Source organism: Paenibacillus sp. V4I3 (assembly GCF_030817215.1).
GTDB lineage: Bacteria > Bacillota > Bacilli > Paenibacillales > NBRC-103111 > Paenibacillus_E.
The window spans coordinates 7,121,101-7,141,809 of record NZ_JAUSZA010000001.1; the positions used below are offsets into that span (position 1 = coordinate 7,121,101).

At 43.0% G+C, this 20,709-nt stretch carries 20 protein-coding genes; 5 read left to right on the forward strand and 15 right to left on the reverse strand.

All coding sequences use genetic code 11. The features are described from left to right. Positions 1-401 precede the first annotated feature (401 nt). A complete protein-coding gene (locus tag QFZ77_RS32595; RefSeq protein WP_029196913.1) occupies positions 402-707 on the reverse strand; it encodes a winged helix-turn-helix transcriptional regulator in 306 nt (101 codons plus the stop codon). Between the two features lie 122 nt (positions 708-829). Between QFZ77_RS32595 and QFZ77_RS32600 the strand changes: the two genes are divergently transcribed. Both QFZ77_RS32600 and QFZ77_RS32605 read left to right on the forward strand, forming a co-directional pair. Further along, positions 830-1,222 carry a DoxX family protein gene (locus QFZ77_RS32600; protein WP_307446503.1) on the forward strand — a complete coding sequence of 131 codons (393 nt, stop codon included), beginning with the start codon at positions 830-832 and terminating at the stop codon, positions 1,220-1,222. A gap of 290 nt (positions 1,223-1,512) precedes the next feature. Beyond that, complete coding sequence (locus QFZ77_RS32605) at positions 1,513-1,806, forward strand: hypothetical protein (protein WP_307446506.1); 294 nt, start codon at positions 1,513-1,515, stop codon at positions 1,804-1,806. 105 nt (positions 1,807-1,911) lie between these two features. Here the strand turns inward: QFZ77_RS32605 and QFZ77_RS32610 are convergent, their stop codons facing one another. The 10 genes from QFZ77_RS32610 to QFZ77_RS32655 form a co-directional block, all read right to left on the reverse strand. Continuing rightward, a complete protein-coding gene (locus QFZ77_RS32610; RefSeq protein ID WP_307446509.1) occupies positions 1,912-3,858 on the reverse strand; it encodes an FAD-dependent oxidoreductase in 1,947 nt (648 codons plus the stop codon). Between the two features lie 205 nt (positions 3,859-4,063). Beyond that, positions 4,064-4,237 carry a hypothetical protein gene (locus QFZ77_RS32615; RefSeq protein WP_154669611.1) on the reverse strand — a complete coding sequence of 58 codons (174 nt, stop codon included), beginning with the start codon at positions 4,235-4,237 and terminating at the stop codon, positions 4,064-4,066. 74 nt (positions 4,238-4,311) lie between these two features. Beyond that, positions 4,312-4,752: a D-aminoacyl-tRNA deacylase gene (gene dtd, locus QFZ77_RS32620; protein WP_307446514.1), complete on the reverse strand. Its 441-nt coding sequence runs from the start codon at positions 4,750-4,752 to the stop codon at positions 4,312-4,314. Between the two features lie 34 nt (positions 4,753-4,786). Further along, a complete protein-coding gene (locus QFZ77_RS32625; RefSeq protein WP_307446517.1) occupies positions 4,787-6,973 on the reverse strand; it encodes a RelA/SpoT family protein in 2,187 nt (728 codons plus the stop codon). A gap of 193 nt (positions 6,974-7,166) precedes the next feature. Further along, positions 7,167-7,679 (reverse strand): adenine phosphoribosyltransferase, encoded by a 513-nt coding sequence (locus QFZ77_RS32630; RefSeq protein WP_307446522.1) that lies wholly within the window; start codon positions 7,677-7,679, stop codon positions 7,167-7,169. After that, positions 7,676-10,123: a single-stranded-DNA-specific exonuclease RecJ gene (gene recJ, locus QFZ77_RS32635; protein WP_307446525.1), complete on the reverse strand. Its 2,448-nt coding sequence runs from the start codon at positions 10,121-10,123 to the stop codon at positions 7,676-7,678. The genes QFZ77_RS32630 and recJ overlap by 4 nt, the downstream gene beginning before the upstream one ends. A gap of 109 nt (positions 10,124-10,232) precedes the next feature. Next, entirely contained in the window at positions 10,233-11,186 is a 954-nt protein-coding gene (locus tag QFZ77_RS32640; protein ID WP_307446528.1) for a cation diffusion facilitator family transporter, read from the reverse strand. A gap of 65 nt (positions 11,187-11,251) precedes the next feature. Beyond that, positions 11,252-12,178: a protein translocase subunit SecF gene (secF, locus tag QFZ77_RS32645; protein ID WP_307446533.1), complete on the reverse strand. Its 927-nt coding sequence runs from the start codon at positions 12,176-12,178 to the stop codon at positions 11,252-11,254. Then, complete coding sequence (gene secD, locus QFZ77_RS32650) at positions 12,168-13,400, reverse strand: protein translocase subunit SecD (RefSeq protein ID WP_307450032.1); 1,233 nt, start codon at positions 13,398-13,400, stop codon at positions 12,168-12,170. The genes secF and secD overlap by 11 nt, the downstream gene beginning before the upstream one ends. Before the next feature lie 99 nt (positions 13,401-13,499). After that, positions 13,500-13,850, reverse strand: coding sequence for a post-transcriptional regulator (locus tag QFZ77_RS32655; protein ID WP_307446539.1), 351 nt, complete (start codon positions 13,848-13,850; stop codon positions 13,500-13,502). Between the two features lie 165 nt (positions 13,851-14,015). On the opposite strand from QFZ77_RS32655, the gene spoVB reads away from it, so the two are divergent. Further along, positions 14,016-15,581, forward strand: a complete 1,566-nt coding sequence (gene spoVB, locus QFZ77_RS32660; RefSeq protein ID WP_307446541.1) for a stage V sporulation protein B — start codon at positions 14,016-14,018, stop codon at positions 15,579-15,581. Between the two features lie 8 nt (positions 15,582-15,589). On the opposite strand, the gene QFZ77_RS32665 is transcribed toward spoVB, so the two are convergent. Together QFZ77_RS32665 and QFZ77_RS32670 are read right to left on the reverse strand one after the other, a co-directional pair. Then, positions 15,590-16,270, reverse strand: a complete 681-nt coding sequence (locus QFZ77_RS32665; RefSeq protein WP_307446544.1) for a DUF421 domain-containing protein — start codon at positions 16,268-16,270, stop codon at positions 15,590-15,592. Between the two features lie 109 nt (positions 16,271-16,379). Next, complete coding sequence (locus tag QFZ77_RS32670; protein WP_307446547.1) at positions 16,380-17,720, reverse strand: ArsB/NhaD family transporter; 1,341 nt, start codon at positions 17,718-17,720, stop codon at positions 16,380-16,382. A 109-nt stretch (positions 17,721-17,829) separates the two neighbouring features. Here QFZ77_RS32670 and QFZ77_RS32675 point away from each other — a divergent pair, with 109 nt between their 5' ends. Beyond that, on the forward strand, positions 17,830-18,210 hold the full coding sequence (locus tag QFZ77_RS32675) for a TIGR04086 family membrane protein (protein WP_307446552.1): 381 nt from the start codon (positions 17,830-17,832) through the stop codon (positions 18,208-18,210). Between the two features lie 95 nt (positions 18,211-18,305). Continuing rightward, positions 18,306-19,142 (forward strand): phosphatase PAP2 family protein, encoded by an 837-nt coding sequence (locus QFZ77_RS32680; protein WP_307446555.1) that lies wholly within the window; start codon positions 18,306-18,308, stop codon positions 19,140-19,142. Positions 19,143-19,213: 71 nt separating this feature from the next. Here the strand turns inward: QFZ77_RS32680 and yajC are convergent, their stop codons facing one another. Together yajC and tgt are read right to left on the reverse strand one after the other, a co-directional pair. After that, the gene (yajC, locus tag QFZ77_RS32685) at positions 19,214-19,522 is read right to left on the reverse strand and encodes a preprotein translocase subunit YajC (RefSeq protein WP_307446558.1); all 309 of its coding nucleotides are present in this window, start codon (positions 19,520-19,522) and stop codon (positions 19,214-19,216) included. 15 nt (positions 19,523-19,537) lie between these two features. After that, complete coding sequence (gene tgt / locus QFZ77_RS32690) at positions 19,538-20,677, reverse strand: tRNA guanosine(34) transglycosylase Tgt (protein ID WP_307446561.1); 1,140 nt, start codon at positions 20,675-20,677, stop codon at positions 19,538-19,540. Positions 20,678-20,709: the final 32 nt, after the last annotated feature.

A 20,709-nucleotide genomic window follows, 5' to 3' on the forward strand; every position in this document is an offset into this window, starting at 1 on the left:
AAATCTCTCACCCCCGACTGACGTCAGGGACGAGAGATTTGATTAACAAATTCACCCGTGGTACCACCCACATTTCAGAAATGCTGCTATCGTTTGCCAGTGGCAACGAAACAGAATTCTGCTCTTTACGGATAACGCCCGCTACACGCACAGCTGCTACTAGGCAAGTTGACATCAGCCAATATGCATTTCCCAGCCGGTCCTCGGGGAGGTCTTTTCGTTCGCTCATCATTAGGAAGCTTGCAGCCTAGACTTCCTTCTCTGCTTATGTGGGGGCGACTTACTTTGTCCCTTCAACGGATCACAAAAGTATCGAATTACATTATTGTTTATTGTAAACATTGGTAGATACAAAGTCAAGAGACAGAGGTACTAATCCTCCTATATCTCCACTATATTAGTTAATGTAAGTCCGCCCATTTTTGCAACTCGTCCATAACGGGTTTTAGCCCTTTTCCTTTGGGGGTTAATTCATACTCAATCCGAACTGGCGTTTCTGGGTATACATGACGGATGATGATCTCTGCAGCCTCGAGCTCCTTGAATCTCTCCGAAAGCATGCGATCACTCATACTCGGGATGAGAACTGATATATCTTTAAAGCGCTTCGGTCCAGAAAGCAAGACATGAACAATAAGTCCTGTCCAACGCTTTCCTAGAAGTTCAAAAGCATTCTCGAATTTGGGACACAGTTGATAGTCTTCCATATAAATCATCTCCTTATAAACAATTTTAGCATAGTCGCTTGACAAAAGTAAGTGCTTCGTAATAATATACTAACATAAAGTAAGTTATTAAACAAAATATATTAAAAGAGGAGTTATTAGTAATGGCATTGGGTCTACTTATTATTCGTTTAGTGATCGGTTTATCATTCGCTGCGCACGGTTCACAAAAAGTATTTGGATGGTTCGGTGGCTATGGTCCCAAAGGTACGGGAGGTTTCTTCGATTCTATTGGAATCAAACCAGGTGTGCTCATGGCTGTTCTTGCAGGTTTAGCGGAAATTGTAGGTGGCCTGCTCTTCGCCGCGGGTCTTTGGACACCATTTGGTGCTGCTCTTATCGCACTGATTATGCTTGGTGCTATTATTAAAGTTCATGGCAAAAATGGTTACTGGGTAACTTCCAATGGTTATGAATACAATTTAACGCTGCTCGCTATCGCTGTTGGTGTTGCACTTATCGGAGCCGGTGAATTTTCCTTAGATGCTTTGATGTAAAAATGATGTTAAGCCGTCCAGCCCAAGCTGAGACGGTTTTTTTGTGTAAAGAAAATAGCCTGCAGCACAATGGCTGCAGGCCTCAAGTAAATATATTTTAAAGGGGGTCGACTATTATTATATCCGCTCTTGATTAAAGGGATATGAAAAATAAATTACAATTTCATTACAGCATTTTCTCCGTATTTTCAATCATTTTCATTTATTTTCACCGTATATTCAGACCATTTTCACATATACATGTACAACAAGGCAAATGGCCTTGAATTTATCATCAGGAGGCTGTAACAATGACAATACAAAACGAGTTTCAAGAGGAACGGCAAGATCTAGTGGTGCTCTTCTCTGAAGATTCCGAAACCGAAGCCGAAGTTGAAGATGAAGTAGCTGAAGAAACAGCCGAAGAAGAGGCCATTGAAGAGTCGGACGAAGCTGACGAAGCGGAAGAAGAAGCATCTGAGGAGGAAGAAATAGAAGCTGAGGATGTGTCCGAGGAGGATGCCGAAGCGGAAAGTGAAGAATCAGCCGAAGAAGATTCGGAAGATTCCGTGCAAGCAGAAGAGGATGCTGCTGACGCAGACTGATCCAAGTAAGAATGTAAGCGTAGTCACAAAAACTTCTTTAGCTTCGAGAAGTTAAGAGCCTTAATGCCACATCTACAAGCGGCACTAAGGCTCTTATTTGTTGTTCTATGGCTTACCTGTAACGCCAACTTTTAAATCTTTAATAAGCAAATACGTGTCGGCATTCGTTAACTTTTGCTTGTCGGCAATAAGTTTAACGGTCGTTTCTGTGAGCAGCTTATTCTCCAATAATTTGGATTGCGCTTCCGCAGATGCAGCTTTCAACCCTAAAGCTTGTGTGATTGTATAACTGGCCTGTTCTAGTGTCAGCGGTATTTTATCTGCGTTTTGCAGATTCGCAATAGCCTGATTGACATCGCCAACCCAGGCATCAGGTTTCATCTTCTTCGCTCCACCGACTAGATTAACCATCCGCTTGGGATTAGCCGCGTCATCCAAGTGAAAGTTATTGTCATAAGCACCTGAAGCTAAGCCCAGCATCAGAGCGGATTTCAAACCTTCATAGGATTTATGCTCCATAAAAGGTTGAGGCTTGAGCGCAATAGGCTGAAGCTCCATGCCTTGTTTAATCAAATGATCCTGCAATTTAGCAATAACTTCTTTTGATCCAGCTAACTGACGATATGTCATTTTTTCTTGCTTAGCGAACATAGCAGCAGCCCCTGCCGCTTCGCCTTCCGCCATCCCAGTTGGCATTACTCGAGCACTTCCATGCGGAAGCGTATCGTAACTAGCCGCTCTCCCGACAACAAGTAATCCATCCACTTTTTGTGGGACGATACTGCGGAAAGGAATAGCGTACTGCTTCGGTTTACAGACCACATTACCAGAGTCCGTAGGTGCTATCCTTTGAATATCTACGGGATAAGAACCAAATCCAATGCGGTCCCACTGATCATTGTTCGTACAAACATCAACAATGTTCAAGCGGTACTCCCCTTGCATATGGCGCGTTTCTCTCACATATAGTTCTGGTGCTGTTCCAGCAAGTTCGAGGCTCGCGAACTCTGGAAACGTCTTTTGCATATAGGCAACGACGTTGGGCAGTTCCTTTTTGCCGATCTCAAATGCTTCTTTCACAGATTCAGGATCAAACGTATCCACACCAAAAATTTGCAAGGAATTTATAAGTACCGTATTATCATTTTCTCTTCCCATATTGAGGCCTCTCATTTTGGCTCTATCTTTGTTCAGAGGTGGATAATTGCTCATTTCTTTATACCCGTACACGCTTACTTCGGTGACACCTGAACCATCATCATTATCGCCATTCAATCTTTTGGCCATTAAGTTCCACACTTCTGGTGTTACGTTTTTAAGACGAAACGCGAGTGTCACAGCCATTTTAGATTTTGGATCACCAATATCTTCATGCCCCATTGTGAACGGAACGCCCGCTGCTGCTGCGAAGTCTCCATCCTGAGTAGCGTCTATCACAGAGGTAGCCTTGACCACTTGCGTGCTGCCATTTTCAAGTGTAATCGTGGCACCTTGTACAACATTTTGACCTTGTGCAAGTAGTGGATCTATCTTTTTAGTTTTAAGCAATACGTCAATATTCTTCTCATTTTTAACTAGGTCATTGAAAACATTCGCAGCCGTATTGACATCGAACGAATCACCTTCAACTTTGGCATACCACTCTGAGAAAATTCCTTTATTAAACACATCGTCTTTCCCTAGGAGGTTTTTATTTGGCGAATAGTTCATATCAAGGGAATTAATCCAACCAAGCGTCATCAGCCCCCCTAGGATCTGACGATTCCGGCCGTCAACGAGCAACGTACTGAGTCCATTACGAGCAGCCGAAACAGCAGCAGCAACCCCTTCAGGGTCCGTACCCACTACAATGACATCGTATGCCTCTTTGGCTTTCTTTACTGATTTCACTTCTTGAATAGCTTGCTTAACTAAGCTATGTTCACCATGTGAAAGGTGTTTATATTGATAATACAGGGATGCTGCAGCTGCCAGCACCGCGAGTAGAATCAAAGTCACCATCAACCAAATCCATCCTTTGGATGTGGAGTTGTTACGATTCAAATTTGCCATTAGAACGAAAGCACCCACCTTGTCTTCTACTTTTCATACGGCTTACCGAATACAGGTTTTGATAAGCTTCTTTGAACCGATAATTAATTTCTAGCCAAAAAACATCACTTGTTAGTTTATCACATTTTAAACGTGTAGAGAAATATTGCGGCATTAACAAATAAAGCCGCGCATGGCTGAACGAACAGCACGCGTGGCTTTATGGTTACCGATAGGATTTTTTGGGAATGCTTTTCATCTTTTCTTGTTCGGATGTGAATTCTGCACTAATTTCTACATCAGCGAGCGCAGGTGCTTGACTCATCCGCTCAGCAAGTGTGGTATGGAGCAGTTGCTGCTCCGGTGCCGTCATGGCTCTGTGTTTGATCGATTGACGCATCTGGGTGCTCCTAACCGCTAGTATATACGCAATTAGTATAACCAGACAGCTAGTTTATTATCCTTCAGAGCAACCTATTTGCTGTCGATAACCAACGTAACAGGTCCCCAATTCGTCAAAGATACATCCATCATTTCACCAAAAGCACCCGTTTCCACATGTATGCCTCGAGACCTTAGCAGCTCATTAAACTTATCATATAGCGGCTCAGCAAGTTCTGGTCTTGCCGCTGACATGAAATTGGGGCGCTTCCCTTTACGGCAATCGCCATATAAAGTAAACTGCGAAACGGATAAAATTTGTCCTCCCGTCTCCAGGACGGAAAGATTCATTTTACCGGTTTCATCTTCAAAAATACGCAGCCCAGCCACTTTATCCGCCAAATACTTCGCATCCTGCTCTGTATCGTCATGGGTAATCCCGACTAGGAGCATCAACCCATGTTCAATACGACCAATGGTTACATCATTCACAGTTACATCGGAACGTTTACAACGTTGAACAACTACTCTCATTGCCTTCTGGATCTCCTTAGCATTGTAACATTGGCTAGCTTTGCATAATGCGCTGAACGGAATAAACATCTTTGACACGTTTAATTTTCTCAACAACGGACTGCAGATGGTCTATATTTTTGATTAAAATGGTCATATGAATCGTAGCCATCTTGTTCTTATCAGATCGCCCGGATACAGCTGAAATCATCGTTTTGCTTTCTGAAACAGCCTGGAGTACTTCGTTTAAGAATCCACGGCGGTCATGACCTGTGATTTCAATCTCTACATTGAAATTGGATTCTACAGCTTCTGCCCAATCGACCTCAATGACCCGTTCCTCTTCGCCCATACTCGAAGGAATGTTCGTGCAATCAGAACGATGCACAGACACGCCGCGCCCTCTCGTGATGTACCCAATAATCAGATCGCCTGGTACCGGATTACAGCAGCGTGCGAAGCGGACAAGCAGATTGTCGACGCCTTTAACACGGACACCGTTGGTTGGACGGCTTTTGCGCTCGGATGATGTCGGAGCTTTGACCTCCTTGACCTCACTAGTAAGCTTCAGCACCTGAGCTTCTTCGGCTTCCTTACGCAGCTTCTCTGTTAACTTCGTACATATTTGTGCAGCTGTAATACCGCCAAATCCGACGGCTGACAGCATATCTTCTATATCGCTAAAATTAAATTTCTTCGCGGCTTCAAGCATTTTATCGTCACTCATCAATGTCGGTGGATCGATCGCCAATCGTTTGAGCTCGCGCTCAATCATGTCTTTCCCTTTTTCGACGTTTTCTTCGCGCTTCTCTTTCTTAAACCACTGCTTGATCTTACTTCGAGCATGGGAGGACTGTGCGATTTTAATCCAATCCTGACTAGGTCCGTAAGAATGTTTAGAAGTCAGAATTTCAATAATATCCCCTGTTTTCAACTTGTGGTCCAAGGGAACGATCCGGGAATTTACTTTGGCACCAATTGTGCGATTACCGACTTCAGTGTGAATCCGATAAGCAAAATCTAGAGGCACAGAACCGGCAGGAAGCTCGATAACTTCCCCTTTTGGCGTAAAGACGAAAACAAGGTCTGAGAAGAAATCCATCTTCATGGATTCCATAAATTCTGAAGCGTCATTGGTCTCGTGCTGAAGCTCCAGAATTTCCCGGAACCAGCTCATTTTGTCCTCGAAAGTGCCTGAAGGTACAACAGAACCGCCTTCTTTGTAGGCCCAATGCGCAGCGATACCAAACTCTGACGTCCTGTGCATCTCCCATGTACGAATCTGTACTTCTAACGGCTCTCCCTTAGGACCTATTACCGTCGTGTGCAAAGACTGATACATATTCGGCTTCGGCATCGCAATATAATCTTTGAAACGTCCAGGCATTGGTTTCCACAAGGTATGAATAATACCTAAAGAAGCGTAACAGTCCTTGATGCCATCGACAATAACACGAAGCGCCATGAGATCGTAAATCTCATTGAATTGCTTACCGCGGGAGCTCATTTTTTTATAAATACTGTATAGGTGCTTAGGTCTTCCGGAAATATCTCCCTGAATGCCCATTTCATCCAGTTTTTCTTTAATGCTGTGAATAACGTCTTCAATATATTGCTCACGCTCTGTACGCTTCTTCTGCATGAGGTTAACGATCCGGTAATACTGCTGCGGATTCAAATAACGGAGAGCAATATCCTCCATTTCCCACTTAATCGTGGAAATACCGAGCCGGTGCGCAATAGGACAGAAAATCTCCAGCGTTTCCTCCGCAATACGGCGCTGGCTCTCTTCGGATTGGTACTTTAATGTACGCATATTGTGCAACCGGTCCGCCAGTTTAATGAGAATAACGCGAATATCCTGCGCCATCGCCACAAACATTTTGCGGTAATTCTCGTTCTGCTGCTCCTCTTTGGACTTGAACTTGATCCGTTCCAGCTTCGTCAAGCCATCCACAAGCATCGCGCAAGTTTTCCCGAATTTATCTAGAACAGTTTCCAGTGAAACTGTTGTATCTTCAACGACATCATGCAGAAGCGCAGCAATGATGGATGTGACATCCATCTGCATATTCACCAATATATCTGCAACAGCGAGTGGATGCAGAATATAGGGCTCACCCGATTTGCGTACTTGGCCATGATGGGCTTCATCCGCGAATTCATAGGCCTCCCGAATCCTCTGCAAATCATTCTCTTTCAGATAGGTGGCGGCCTTCTCCAGCAGCTGCTCTATACCCATGCATCTACCCATTCCCTTTAATCGATTTTTATTCATTATGCCTGCAAGGCAGGCTCCACGTCAACTGTTCGCTCCATGCATTCGACAAAAAGCAGCATTTTCTCTCAATTCACTTGAAAGTATTCCTGAAATTGTTAGCTTTCATTGTATAAAAAAGAATCGAACACTAACATTCGATTCTGGGTTTTTAATTTTAATATTGAACTAAGGAAACCACGTCAATCCCATTAAACTTACTTCTACCGTCTAAGTAGGATAACTCAATCAAGAATGCAGCCCCTACAACTTCTCCACCAAGCTGCGTAATCAAGTCAATCGATGTTTGTATCGTTCCGCCTGTTGCAAGTAAATCATCCGCAATCAGTACCTTTTGACCTGGTTTAATAGCATCTTTATGCATAGCTAACTTATCCTTGCCATATTCAAGAGCATAGTCAGCCTCAATCGTCTCACCAGGCAATTTGCCACTTTTACGAATTGGAATAAAGCCTACTCCAAGTGAATAAGCGAGCGGAGCGCCAATTACGAAGCCACGTGCTTCAGGACCCGCAATAACATCGATTTGTTTCTCTTTTATTAATGCTTTCATCTGATCGATAGCTTCTCTATAAACCGGCCCATTTTGTAATAACGTTGTGATGTCCTTGAAACGAATGCCTGGTTGTGGAAAGTCCGGGATGACGCGAATGTGTTCTTTGAAATTCATATAATTTCCTCCATAATGTGATTTTCTTGTTTTATTTGATCGGAAATCCATTCCTCCAGCTCTTTGGCCGAGGAGTACATGACAATGGATTCAACTTCCTGACGATGCAATCTATGTTGATACAAGCGGGATGCTGTTAGATCTCTCTTTGCCGGTGATGCATGCAGTTTAACGAGGCCGCCTTGTTTCTCAACAAAACCTAGCTCCTCAAAAACAGATAAAATAAATTGAATCATTGCAGGAGAAAGACCCGATCTTTTACTAAAAGAGGTCATTAATCGTACATCCTGAACATTCAGCGATCCTTCTTTTTGCAAAGTGCCATACAGCATTTTAAACATGTCTCGAGATGGCAGAGTACTGCCGCTGTCAGGCCCTAGCTCTGCAAATACTGGATAACAGCGCATCATTCCACTGGCTTGATGTAGCACACTCTGCAAGCTCGCAACGCTGCGTGGAATCGTGTACAAGATAATGTCCTGCATGTTAGCAAATTCCAATTGCTTGGCTGATTCATTACCCGGCCGTAATTGTTCACTATCTTGAATAACCCAGTAAGGCACTGAGCCACCTAACTGAAACGCTGTTGAAGTGAACAAGGCTGCATCTGCTTCGTCGAACAGAACGATAGCAGGAGTGAGTGTGCGGTTTCCATTCCCCGCAGCAATCGTGTTCTGAAGTACGCTAAGCTTAGTGCTCAATTGTCCCGCTCCACGCCAATCAAACAGCTGCATATGCGTTATACGAAGATCCTGCATCATGATTTGAGGCTTCCTTACACCGTTCCACTCGTTAATTGAAAGCTCTCCTAGCACATCTACCTTAGCGGCAGGCGCGATCAGACCAGCCAAGCTTCCTTTGCCGAAACCGACAGCTTCCACGGAGCAGCTTACTTCTTCTTTCATCTGGGAAAGGGCTAGCTTGAGATGCTGTTTATCCTTGCCCATCGTCCGGATATCGCCGAGCGATAAGTCGGTGAACATGAACCTCGGCGCAGGATTACCCATACCGAAGGGCGCGAGCTTCTCTAACTGCTCAATACTTGCAATCGGAACATCTGATAAGCTGCACGCCGCATCGGCTTTCAGAAGAGGAATGAAATCCTGTTCCGTTAGTGCAGCAGCTGCTAGTTCGTTCAGCTTATGAGCGAATGCCTCTAAATGACTGCTATTCAAACTCATACCCGCAGCCGCTTGATGGCCACCATAGTGGTCGAGCATCTCTTCACAAGCCGTCAGAGCTTTGTGTAAATCAAAGCCGGTAATCGAGCGAGCAGAACCTTTGGCCATACCCGTCTGTGGATCTATGCTTAACACTAAGGTCGGTCGGTAAAATTTCTCTACGATCTTAGATGCAACAATACCGACAACACCGACGTTCCATTGTTCCTTAGCGACAACTATCACTTTATCTAGACCTTTGGCTTGCTGCTGTTCGGCTAGAACAAAAGCTTCTTTCACCATGTCTTCTACGATAAGTTGACGTTCTTTATTCAGCATATCCAGTTCAAAGGCAATTTGCTCCGCTTCTTTTTCATCCGATGTTGTGAGCAGCTTCACCGCAATATCCGCAGCTTCCAATCGCCCGCTTGCATTAATTCTGGGTGCTAACGAGAAACCAATATGAGATGCGGTCACTTCCTTATTTTCAATACCGGATACACCAATGAGTGAACGAAATCCTGCGTAAGTAGAATCCTGCATTCGCAGCAGCCCCTGCTTCACGATTAAACGATTCTCCCCCGTGAGAGGCATTAAATCAGCAACCGTACCGAGCGCTGCAAACTCTAACAGTTCTTCAGGTAATCGATCAAGTATTGCATGTGCCAATTTAAAAGCAACGCCAACGCCTGCAAGATGTTTATAAGGGTAATGGCAACCTGGCTTCTTCGGATTAATGACGGCTAAAGCTTGAGGCAGTATCTCAGGAGGCTCATGATGATCCGTTACGATAACATCTAGGCCTAATTCCTGACAATAGGCTACTTCTTGAACGGCACTAATGCCTGTATCAACGGTGATTAATAGCGTGACGCCTTGCTCTTTGGCTAATTTGATCGCAGAGCGATTCAGCCCATAGCCTTCTCGAATGCGATGAGGGATATACGTATCGAAACGAGCGCCTAGGCCTTTTAACAAATGAGCCATCAATGAAGTGCTGCTTACACCATCTGCATCGTAATCACCATATACACGAATTAATTCATCGTTCTGAAGAGCCTTTCGGATGCGTTCTACAGCTGGGAGCATACCGTCAAGCAGATACGGGTCATTATAATAGTGGACTCCGCCATGCAAGAATTGTTCAGCATCTGGCACGGTGCGTATATCTCGAAGAACAAGCATCCTAGCAACGAGCGGGTCGATCTGCAGCTCGCGCACAAACGTTTCAACGAGCATTTCATCCGCATTTCCTATGCTCCATCTTGCCTTCGGTGCTAGCACTCGGTGTGTCCTCCTTAGAGTTTTGCTGTGCAAAACTTTCTTCGTAAGCATAGTCTTAGAGTTTTCCGTAGGGAAAACTTTCTTCGTAAGCATAGTTATTGCGGCTTATTTAATGAATAACGGATGGAAATTCATTTAACTCGGTATCCGTATTATTTTTGTAAGGATATCCTGCATCATAAGGGTTTACTTGAACAAAAACATCGGAAACATGATGGAATCGTTTCATCAACTGCTGCTTGATCTTTTTAGAGACTTCATGCCCTTCCCATACAGATACCCTTGGATTCACGCTAATTTTGATATCAACAACGACATAATGGCCATGTTCCCTTGCCTGCAAGTCATCGACGGTAATTACACCTTTTATCATCTGTACGGCAGCAATCAATTCAGCGGCATCTTCCTGCAGCAGGACATAATCCATTTTCGTATGTAAGGTTTCCTTAAGTAACGAATACCCCATCTTCAGCACCATTAGAGATATAAATAATCCCGCAAGTGAATCCAAATAATAAAGAAAAGATAGGTTTAGGTAATTGCCCATTAAAGCTCCTAGCACACCAAAAAGAGCTACAATAGAAGAGTATATATCGGAACGGTGTCCCCAGCTATTGGAAATTAATTCCTGTGATCCTAAACGCTTGCCCATCCTGTATGTATATTGAAACATAATCTCTTTTACCAAGAGAGAAATCACAATTGCAACAAGTGCGTACACCTTAGGAGCATGCTCGACGTCAACCCATATGGATTTGATGGTAGAGATGCCCAATTCAACACCTATGACTAGAATAACAATCGACAACAGAATAGATGTAATAGATACCTTCTTATCTTGACGATTGGGATAAGCTTCTTGAGGCGCTGCTTCAGCTGTTCTTAGTTTAATTAATGCATTAGCAGAACTTACTGCCTCAGATGCTGAATGTACCGCGTCAGCGAGAAGTGCTTTACTCTGCGACAGAAACCCAACAATAACCTTGAGACAGGCAAGAGCTACATTGCCGGCAATACCTACCCAGACAGTGAGTTCTGTCTTTTGAAAACGCTCATCATTCACGTTGACACTCCCCCTGAACGGATACAAAGGCCGCGCAACATTCACGCGGCCGGTTATTATGGTTATTACGCTGCAGCTTTCTTTTTAGAACTACGTAAAGATTTTCTTTTCAATAAATACCAGAGTGAACATGCAATGAAAATAGACGAATAAGCTCCACTTGTTAAACCGATTAATTTCGCAAGAGCGAAAAGTTTAATGGACTCACTACCGAAAATATACAAACAACCTGCGGCTAACAATACCACTAATACGGTATTGATATTACGCGCCATTGTCTGCCAGATACTATCGTTGACCAATGCAACGAGATCTTCGTCCGTTTTGAGTTTAGCAAATCGCAGATTTTCACGAATTCGGTCAAAAATAACGATTTTATCATTGATAGAATAACCGATTGTCGTCAAAACTGCCGCTAGAAACGGTAAGTTTACTTCAAAGCGGAAAATCGCAAACATAGCAATAACCATAAAAGCATCATGAAGTATAGCAATAATCGCTGCTAAGGCAAAGCGCCACTCGAAACGAATACTGACATACAAACAAATCAACACGCTGGAAATGGCAACAGCATATACCGCTTTCAGCAACAATTCCTTCGCTAATTGTGGATCAACTGTGTTGATTTCTTTGGAAACCTCAGTACCATAAGCGGTTGCGAATGCTTTTTGGATCTTATTTACCGTATCATCATTAAGAACATCATCGAATCGAATGGAGACACGATCACTGTTATTGCCGCCGATTGTTGGATCCGCAAAGTTCGATTTTACATCGCCATTCGTTGTAAGAGTATGCAATATCTCTTCAACCTTGGCCTTGTCTAGCTGTTTGCCAACGACAAGATCAATATTCGTTCCTGCTTTGAAATCAACACCGAAATTCATGCCAGAAAACAGCATAACGGACAGACCAATAACAAGAAGAGCAATCGAAATAATGAAAAACTTATTGCGATTTTTCACAAAATCATACTGTTTCTTAAAGCCCACGGATATCTGCCTCCTTCACACCGAAATAACTTGGCTTTTTCAGCAAGTTGCCCCGTATGATAAGATGCAGCAGCCATCTGGAGAACAATACGTTCGTTAAGATACTGATAATAATACTCATCATCGTAATAACCGCGAATCCGCGAATAGCGCCGTTTCCGACGTAGTACAGAACAATACCAGCAATTAAATTCGTTACGTTAGCATCCATAATCGTACGGAAAGAATGTTTCGAGCCTGATTTCAAAGATGAAAGAATGCTCTTACCGGCACGTATTTCCTCACGGATTCTTTCATAAGTAATAATGTTCGCATCGACCGCCATACCTGCTCCTAAGACGAGGGCCGCAATACCTGGCAGCGTAAGTGTTGCATTCATAAAGTCGAATATGGCCAACAATACCCATACATAAGTAATCAGTGTAAAGGCAGCCACAAGACCCGGTGCGCGGTAGTATAGTACCATGAAGATAAAGATTAAGATCGAAGCAATCAAACCAGCTCTAGCTGTTTGGTGCAGCGATGCTTTACCTAAAGTGGCATCCACACGCTGAATATATTTCTCTGTTAATTTCAATGGCATTGCACCCAAGTTAATCATCTTGGCTACTTTAGTTGCTTCCGTTACACTTGTTTGTGTAATGATTGCTGAATCACTGTCAATTGGGAAATTAACCGATGCTGTCGACTGCACTTCATCATCTAAGAAAATGGACAAGGTACTGCCAACTAGCTTAGTCGTAACTTCTTTAAATTTCTCTCTGCTTTTCATCTTGATTTCGACAATCGGTTGCTTCGTATTCGGATCGTAGCTTAATTTAGCCGCGTTTTCTACGAAATCTGTTCCGTTCATATAAACCGTTCCATCCGGACCTCTAAAGGTAAGAACTGAAGGCTTAGACATTAAGGCCCTAACTTCTTCCTCATTTTCCACACCCGCAAGTCGCACACGAATGCGATCAGATCCTTCTGTATAAACCTCAGGTTCGGTTACACCAAGGGAGTCAGCTCGTTTCGCAAGACTTTCTGCTGCTTGCGTAAGCGTTTCCTTCGTCAATGGTTGACCTGCTGCCAAGGGCTCTGCGGTGTACAAAATTTCAAACCCGCCTTTTAAATCCAATCCAAGCTTAATTCGTTCTACAAGACTAGGGCTTGTTGCTCCGATTGCTCCGAGAACAATAACTACCGTTAGAAAAAAGAACGATATTCTTTTCCAATCCACCATCTCTTGCTTGTCTCCCTTCCATACTCAATATGCCTATTATACTCAGGTCTGAAAATCGAGTCAATTTAAGTCGTTTCATGAAAAATAAGCCCATTCTTAGAATTGGGCTCCTTTATACATACTAATCGTCATCCAGTTCATGAATGCCGTTGATTTGAGCGACAAAATGTCATTTACAATTTGATGAAGCGAAGGGACACCCGTTTTGCGGTATTTGTCGCTAACACAATCCCATATATCTTTACCACTCACGTGTTCGTAGCCAAGCATAACAAATTCTTCAACTTTGCTTAAACATAAACTTTCGATAAGATCGTTAAGTTCTATATCCGTAAGGGAAACCTCTTCTTCCTCAGAGTCTATGGATGCTGTCTCGCTAGCCTCTGCCTGTTCATTCTTCTTGTCCTCAGGATGATGAGGTACTTGATCGTTATCTTCTCCGTTCATTGGGAGAACCTCCTAAGGTGTGATTTACCTTTACTCATTAGAATAATTCGATGTACATCCACCATTTTCCTGCCAAACTGTGACCTGTCCACAAAATGTTAGCATGAGCTTGGCCAGCCTTCGCATAGTCATAGGATATGACACGTATCGGAAGAGGGAATGGCAGTGACCAAGCAGTCGTTTATTAGAGGCACGATGATCCTGTTAGCCGCAGGCATTTTGAACCGTATTCTTGGCTTCATACCTAGAATTACTTTACCGCGTGTCATCGGTGCTGAAGGTATCGGTATTTATCATATGGGCTGGCCATTCTTGTCCGTCATCTTAACCATTATAACAGGCGGAATACCTGTCGCCATTGCCAAGTTGATAGCAGAAGCAGAAGCTGAACACAACGAAACGAGAATCCGCAGCATTCTAAAAATTTCGTTAGCCATTACCATCTGTCTCAGTGTCGTATTTACGATCGCTTGTGTCGTAGGAGCTTCGTGGATTACATCACATTTATTAACAGACTCACGAGTTTACTACACTTTTCTGTGTATGAGTCCAATGATCCCGATCATCGGAATCTCTGCTGTTTATCGCGGCTATTTTCAAGGAAGACAGAATATGATCCCTACCGCTACATCTCAAATTATGGAGACACTCATCCGAATTGTCATGGTTCTCGTTTGTTCGTATGTAATGATCCCTTATGGGATCGAATATGCAGCAGCCGGTGCAATGATGGGTGTCCTAGCGGGAGAAATTGGCGGCCTGGTCGTCTTAGCCATTCATTTTAAGTACGACAAAAAAACATCTCCAAAAGCCCCTATCGCACAAATTGGTACGAATAAAACGAATGGCAGACTTTCTAATTTTCGTAGAATTATGCGAATAGCAATCCCTATAACAGGAAGTAAATTGATTGGGGCAAGCTCCTACCTGCTGGAATCCATTCTGATTGCACAAAGTCTAGCGATAGCGGGTATCTCAACTTCATTGGCTACAGCCCAATACGGCGCCTTACAAGGGATGATTATCCCCATCATACTTCTGCCTAGTGCTCTTACGATGTCATTGTCGGTCTCGCTCGTACCCTCCTTAAGCGAAGCCCTTGCCCGCAAAGATATCAAAACGATTCACATGCGGCTGCATCAATCCTTGAAGTTGGCTTTAGTAACCGGTGCTCCGTTCGCTGTCCTTATGTTCGTTCTTGCTGAACCGATTTGTACTTACATGTACAATCAACCAGATGTAGGGGTCATGCTGAAAATGATGGCTCCTATCGCCATATTTATTTACTTTCAAGCTCCGTTGCAGTCCGCCTTGCAGGCTTTGAATAAACCAGGAGCCGCTTTAATCAATACCTTGATTGGCTCATCTGTTAAGCTTATTCTCATATATTGGCTAGCCAGCAAGCCGGAAATGGGTATTCACGGAGCTGTTTTCGCAATCAATGTGAACATCGTCTTAGTAACGCTTCTGCATTGGAATAGTGTTGTACGCCTGCTAAAATTCCGTATGGAAGGCAGTGATTTTGGTAAAATAGGAGCGGCTATGGCGCTTTCCGGGCTTTGCAGTTATTTCGTCATGTATACGTCTTGGACTTCAACCGATTGGCTTCGTTTTGTAACCTCTTTTCTCATTGGATTTATTGTATATTTATTGTTCATTACTGTATTTCGTCTGATTAGCTTAAAGGATATAACCCGGCTTATGAACATGGGCAAAAAAATCATACGCTGATGAGCAGCTTATCTTTTACGATCCAAAAACATTCGCCCTCTATGATCAATAGAGCAATAAAACACCTCTTTAAAATCGCGGGCTCCTTTAACTTGAAGTTGATTTTTCAGCCAAAATCTAGTTTTTCCTATTTTCTCCAAATTCTCATCCTGTACTTTACCATCCATAATGAGAGGCAGCGGAAGACCTTCATAGCGAATCGTCCCCTTCATTCCATCATTGACTTCGGCTGTCTCTTTGACTTCTCTCTCCACTACACTTAATTTCCCTGAAGGTTCTAACACTGCGAACTCCACGTCTGCCACATTCATAATCTTATTTTGTCTCAGCTGCAGCATCAAATCATCTAAATTATATCGATGTTTCTTCATTTCCTCTCGGTCAATCATTCCCTTGTTGATTAAGACGCTCGGCTTTCCGTCAAAGAGAATTCGAACCGCTCTACTTTTTAACGTAATAAACGCAATGAAGATTTGGATCAATACCAGCGTTACCATCGGGACAAGCCCATCCATAAGTGGTTTGTTGGAATCCTCAAGAACAAAGACCGCAATTTCTGCAATCATAATTGAGATCACAAGATCAAACAGCGAAAGTTTACCAATTTCACGTTTCCCCATGATCCTTAACATGAGAAAAACGACAAAGTAGATCAGCACAGTACGTAAAAAAATGGTCAGAATATCCATTGTTAGCCTCCCCTGATCTAAGCTCTTGCTTGTTCTCGGAGTTCAATGGTATTCTGACCGCTCATGCACTTCATCATGCAGAATTTACGTATTCAATTGTTGCCAATTCCTACAGAAATAACTTGAAATAAATTGTAGCTGCTATGAATAAAAGCAGGGATATCGGAGCTGCCACGATAATATATCCACGTTGAGTTAGCCCTCCCCCCTCCTGATCAGAAAGGCCAGCTGCATACATGCTAGTCATAGAACTAAGTAGAGTTACCCCGCTGCCAATGGCAGTTCCAACGATTAAGGACCACCATAATGTAGAAACTGTTGAGATACCGGCTGTATTTTGCAGCGTGCTACCCATATGCTCTACGACTGGAATCATGGCAGCTGTATAAGGAATGTAGTCCATCATGGCAGAGCCAAAGCCAGTAAGCCATAGCAGAAGAATGGATAAGAAAGGGATGTTTCCTTGACTGATTTCTAAACCTTTGACTGCAATAAATCCGCTAATCCCGGCATATGTTAAACCACCAGTCATGATGAATAATCCAAAGAAAAATAGCAATTGTGTTTCTCTTACGCCTTGCCATACAGAAAGATAGTCTCTTCGTTTCACCAGTTGGACTAGTTCTTTGTAGTTTATTGCCAATAATGTCACTGCCCCACATACAGCAATATACGAGGCTTTCCATCCAAGAACACCTTGAAGCAACAACGCCAACAGCGTAAGTCCGGTGATTAAACAGCTCCCAGTAAGAAATCCTCGATCTGAAGCTAAATAGGAGGCGGGTTGTAAAGTAAGCAGCTCTCTTTTATACGATTCTGCTACGATCATCTTCTTCCCGTAAATTAACCATATCACGAGATATACAATGACCAGCAAGATGATTACAAGAGGCCCAAGCTTTATTAGCATTTCCCCAATTGATATGTTCTCTGCAACTCCAATCATTCGGTTAGGCAAATTCCCCATGAGCGTTGCAGCTCCGCCAATATTCACGGATAAGAGAATGCTAATCAGAAAAGGAACTGGAGATAATTTCATCATTTTTGTCGTCTTCAGCAAGATGGGTACCAGCACAGCTATTGCTAGCAAACCGTCCAGAAGCGCTGATACTATCGCTGCAAGGACTGACAAACTAAGTAGAATCGTAATTGGTTGTATTCGAAATTTCCGAAGGATATGAGCAGCCGAATAAGCGATAATTCCTGTTTTCTGAAAAACGCCAGAAATAACAAATAAGCTAGTGATTAGTAAAAGAACATGCCAGTTCGCGTAACTTGTAACTGCCTTGCCAAGAGGAACAATCCCCATAATGATCATCAGAAGGGCTCCACCTAATGCTGTATATATCCGATCCCATTTCTCAATCAAGATACAAACATAAGCCGCGGCAAAAATGATCAAGGCAACGATAGCTTGCCATAAAGCTGGACCTTGAGAAAATTCCGTCATAATTATCCCCTTCCCTTTGAACAGTCTGTACTAATTCTATGTGCTTGGCCATACAATGATGTTAATGAAAAGAACGAATATACGAAAGGATTGGTGGCCTGTGAACCCTATGAAAACGGTCAGTCAGGTTCGAATAACGTCTCCTTTATTTTCCGGACTTGTTTATTCATTAAGTATGATGACAATTGGAACAATAGTGACGTCATTATTTCTTCTTTTAACCAGCACACAAGAAAGCTCTCTGCATATGTTAACTACGATTATTCATGCAGTTTCTCTATTTATTGGAGGCTGGGTTTCAGGCAAGAGAGCTGGAAACCGCGGCTGGTATCACGGGGGTATTGTAGGCTTAGTCTATTTTATCCTCATTTTTTTGGTTGGTTTTCTTGCTTTCGATGCAGGTTTGAATCTTCAATCCCTTCAATTACTTAGCATTCTATTCGTGTCAGGAGCATTGGGCGGAATACTCGGCGTTAACACGCAAAAATAAGACGTTTCCGTGAAGATATCACTTTCCCCCTTTGATTGTGGTATAATATCATAGTTATTGCCGCAAATAATTTCCAATATTAGGGGGAAAACACCATGAGCCCTTTTCATTCTATGACACATGCAACGGTCTATATAGTCATTACTGTTTTATTTTTTCTGATCGCTGCGACACGTAAAAGTCCATTTAATATTGCTGGAAGCTTTGTTCAAGAAATATTTACTTCTCGTAAGTATCTCCTTCACTTTGTGGCACTGATTACCATCCTATTTTTTAATAAAGTCGAAATGTGGGTTGAAAAAGGGATCGATATCAAAACCGATTTCACCAAGTCAATCTATGGCATTGAAGGCAACTTTGTTTCAGCCATTCAGCACTTTTTCCATAATGATACTTTGACTTTAGTTAGCAGTTATTTTTATGTGGTCGTTTTTCCTGCTGTAATGATAACATCGATTGCGCTTTATACGTACCAGAAAAATTATAGACTCTTTTACGCCATTTGCTACGCACTCATGTTCAACTATATGATCGCTATTCCATTCTATCTGTTTTTCCCAGTTAACGAGGTTTGGTCGTTTCATCCTAATGTTAAGCTTTTGATACTAGATGTGTTCCCAACCTTTGAGCAAGATTATCGACCACTTTCCGGACTTGATAATTGTTTCCCAAGCTTGCATACATCGATCTCGGTTTCGATGGCTGTAATTGCAGTGAAGAGCCGCAGTACGTTTTGGAAAATATTTGTACCCTGTTCTTCGGCCTTCATCATCTTCACGATCTTTTATCTGGGCATCCACTGGTTATCTGACATGTGCGCAGGTGTTGTGCTTGGTGTAGTAGCAGCCAGAGTGGGCTTACGTATTTCCGATGGCCGTCTCGTTCTTGGCGAACAAGTTCTGCTGAAACGGTTAAAGAATAATGAACTATAATCCTAGCTTTATCTCCTTGTAGAAAACCAAATAAAAAGCGAGAACCTGATTGAAGGATCTCGCTTTTTTATTTATTCTTTTGCTGTAGTTTGAGAAACAGCATTGATAGCAGAACGATCAAATGTCATTTTCGTCGCATCGTTGACACGAAGTACACAAATGTCATCTGTGATTTCCATAATCGTTCCGTGAAGCCCACCAATCGTAACGACCTTATCCCCTTTTTTCAATCCTCCAAGCATTTGATTACGGTTTTTCTGTCTTTTCTGCTGTGGACGAATAAGTAGGAAGTAAAGAACGACAAACATGAGCACTAAAGGTCCGTATGTATACAAATACCCAACTGCACCTGTATTCGTAGTGTCTGCTGATAGTAACATAGGTATCCTCCTTTCTTAAAATCCTCTTTCATTATCATTCAGCCCATAAGCGGCAAAGAATTCATCACGGAAATCAAGTAAACGATCTTCCTGGATGGCTCCTCTTACATCACGCATGAGCTGTAGTAGAAAGTGAAGGTTATGAATCGTAGTCAATCTGATTCCGAAGGTCTCATCCGCTTTTATTAAATGACGAATATAAGCCCGGCTGTAGTTTGTACAAGTATAACAGGTACATTTGGGATCCAGCGGACCAAAGTCGGTCGCATGCTTAGCATTACGAATAACAAGCCGGCCTTCGCTAGTCATACATGTCCCATTCCTGGCTATCCTTGTTGGTAGTACGCAATCGAACATATCGATACCGCGGATAGAACCTTCAATTAGAGCATCCGGGGAACCTACACCCATCAAATAGCGAGGTTTGTTCGCAGGCATCAGAGGTGTTGTGTAATCAAGCACATCATACATCAAATGCTTAGGCTCTCCAACACTCAGTCCACCAATAGCATACCCCGGGAAATCCATGGAAGTCAACTGCTCGGCACTCAACCTCCGAAGATCTTCATGCATGCCTCCTTGAATAATGGCGAACAATCCTTGATCATTCGGTCTACTATGACTTTGCAGACAGCGCTCAGCCCAGCGCGTCGTACGCTCCAGTGATTTCTTCACATAATCGTACTCTGCCGGGAAAGGCGGACATTCGTCAAAAGCCATCATAATATCAGAACCAAGCGCATTCTGAATCTCCATTGCCTTCTCTGGGGAGAGAAACAGCTTGTCCCCATTCAAGTGGGATTTAAACTGGACGCCTTCTTCTGTAATCTTACGCATGTTACTTAGACTGAATACTTGAAACCCGCCGCTGTCTGTCAAAATAGGTCGGTCCCAATTCATGAATTTGTGCAAACCGCCAGCGGCTTTCACAATATCATGACCCGGCCTGATGAAGAGATGATAAGTATTACTTAAAATAATATGAGCATCCATCGTTTTTAATTCTTCAGGGCTCATCGTCTTCACTGTCGCTTGTGTGCCAACTGGCATAAAGGCAGGCGTCTCAATGACACCGTGAGGTGTGTGAACGCGTCCAAGACGTGCTCCGGATTGTTTACATGTTTTGATTGGTTCGTAAGTAACTGCTGCTGCCAATACATCCACTTCCTATTCTAAGCGTCTTTCTG